The 2461-nt window shown below is 36.1% G+C and carries 2 protein-coding genes; one reads left to right on the forward strand and one right to left on the reverse strand.

From position 1 onward, the window contains the following. Window positions 1-190 precede the first annotated feature (190 nt). Window positions 191-1444 (forward strand): caspase family protein, encoded by a 1254-nt coding sequence (locus GSY74_RS01405; protein ID WP_164663322.1) that lies wholly within the window; start codon window positions 191-193, stop codon window positions 1442-1444. 656 nt (window positions 1445-2100) lie between these two features. Here GSY74_RS01405 and GSY74_RS01410 read toward each other — a convergent pair. Further along, complete coding sequence (locus GSY74_RS01410) at window positions 2101-2310, reverse strand: hypothetical protein (protein ID WP_164663324.1); 210 nt, start codon at window positions 2308-2310, stop codon at window positions 2101-2103. Window positions 2311-2461: the final 151 nt, after the last annotated feature.

Consider the following 2461-nt stretch of genomic DNA (forward strand, 5'->3'; position numbering starts at 1 on the left):
AGATTACTGACTTTGCTGGGGTTGGGGAGTAATTTGGGGTTTTTCCGTAGTTTTCAGAATATTCGATAAAAAACATAAACAAACTTAAAACATCAAATTATATCAACCCTCACAATATTTTACAAAAAACTCAAAAAATTAATAAACTCCTTTACAAAAAATCTATATAATTTACAAAAGGAGAACTCAAATGTATAAAAATATAATATTGTTCCTATTACTACTGTTTCCATTGATAAGCCAAGCAGAGACGACTCGTGCTGTGGAGGTGGTGGATGGCGATACGCAGACCTATCCACGGATTGCTCTTGTGATTGGCAATAACAATTATGAGAGAGGAAACACCTTGGTCAATGCTGTTTCTGATGCTAGAGCTATGAGGGATTTTTTGAGGGATAGAGATTTTAGGGTGGTTTATGCCGAGGATGCAGACATCGCAACCATGAGAGAAAAAGTAGATGAGTTTATGGCAGGTTTGAGCAAAAAGAGTGTGGCTGTTATCTACTATAGTGGTCATGCGAGTCAAGACAAGAGCAGAATGTATAATGGTGAGATGACCAACTATCTGATACCTATTGATAACGCAAGATTGACAACCATAACCGACCATGACCGTATGGCTCTCTCTTTGAATTATCTGTTGAGCAAAGCAGATGAGATAAATCATGGTCTCAATATCGCGATGCTTGATGCCTGTAGAACAAGTATCGGCAAAGGGAGTAGACCTATCAAAAATTTTGGTGCAACAGGTGTCTATCTCGTCTATGCCACAGCGTCAGGTGTTACAGCTTCGGACAATGGTCGATTTAGAGAGAGTTTTCTCAAACATGCTAATAACTCATTGAAGTTGAGTGATATTTTTTTGAAGGTCAAGCAGGATTTGAGGAATATGGCTCAGAGACCCTCTATGATTGATGATACTAATGGAGAGCCGTTTTTTTTTACTCAACCTTCTCAATCTATCTCTACCCCTATAGTTGAGCCACAAGTTGTATATAGAGATAGACCACAAGAGGTGATTTCTGTTCCTGCACCTATTGTTGTGGCTCAAACTTATTCTGATAAGTGGATAACTCCAACAGAGAGTATTTGTAGCAGTAATGGTGGGAAAATAAATAAAAATGGTATTTGTGAAGCTGAGTGGAACAATGCAAACAAGATTTGTAAGGCAAGTGGGGGAGTATTGCCTAATATTGAGACACTAAGAGCAGTGGTAACTGATTGTGGAGGGGTTATTGATGAGTGTGAGAACAAAAATAATAAATTTTATCAAGCTTGTTCCAAAGAGAGAGGGTTTAACCTTACTGATTTGTACTTGTCGTCGACTAACCCTGAGACATTGAAAAATGGTGAGAGCAGTCTCTCTTTTGACTGTGGTGGTAGCCTCCCTTATTGGCTTCTTCCTGAGAGTGGGGTTATTCGGTGCGTTAGAGGCGGACAGTGATTTTTGACTTTTGAAAATAGAAAAATTTTGAGATTTGATGGATTGTAGAGACAAGACATGTCTTGTCTTTGTCTCAAATATATTCCCTTGCTCCCACCGTCTCGGTGGGAGTATGTAGATATTTGAAAAAAATCTAAAACTCAACTTGACAAGTCACATAAAAAAAGTGTATAATATACTTGTAGTTGAGGATAGGTCACCGTAACCACTCTCGTTTAGATTACCCATTAGAGGTTTAAGAGTAGTCGCCCTGTCCCACTTCATTCTTCAACTTTATAATAAGTAACTACCCAATGACCATTCCTATCTTTGCTTAGAACAACTATAAACCTCTGTTTATTGAACTCATTGCTAATACTCAAATAGTCATTTTTTTCCGATTGATACGGTGAACCCATTTTAATTGTGGTAGCAATATTCAAAATATTTGTAGCAGTCAATCTACCCTCTGAATCTTCGCCATAGTGCCTAAGTAGTATATGTATAAAACCTTTATGCTCATCACCTTTTTTTATAAAATATTGTTTGTTCTCAATGCTAAATTGTATTAGTGGGGTGGGTACTTAGCTCCTCCTATAGTATAAATGCTCATTAATTGTAAGATTTAGTCAGTGAACCCTTACAATCAAGAACATTATAGGCTATTTTTTATCTTCTTAGTGCAAAAAAGCACTATTTAAGAAGCAGGAGGAGCTAAGTACCCACCCCACTTGTATTATTTCTCTTTTACCCATTACAAAGTCATACACTTTCTGCTGATTCTCATTGAAACTTTTTTTCTTGTTTCGTAATTTTTTTTGGATGTCACTAAACTCTTTTTTTAGTTCTGCTAACTTACTTGCATAGAGTGAGATATGACTACTCATATAAAACCTTGTGTTACTATTTGTTGAAAAGAATTATAGCTAATTTTTTTATACTCCCATATTAATATAAGGGAAAATTCTGATATAATAAAACAAAAAAAGAGATAAAATGTACAAACTAATAATAGCAATCACTCTACTACTCATAACC

Origin of the sequence: Sulfurovum sp. bin170 (assembly GCF_010892395.1) — a bacterium.
Lineage (GTDB): Bacteria > Campylobacterota > Campylobacteria > Campylobacterales > Sulfurovaceae > UBA1140.

What these genes read in the sequence shown, in the direction of transcription:
- GSY74_RS01405 (WP_164663322.1), top strand. Translation starts at nt 191, where the DNA reads ATGTATAAAAATATAATATTGTTCCTATTACTACTGTTTCCATTGATA.
- GSY74_RS01410 (WP_164663324.1), bottom strand. Translation starts at nt 2,310, where the DNA reads ATGAGTAGTCATATCTCACTCTATGCAAGTAAGTTAGCAGAACTAAAA.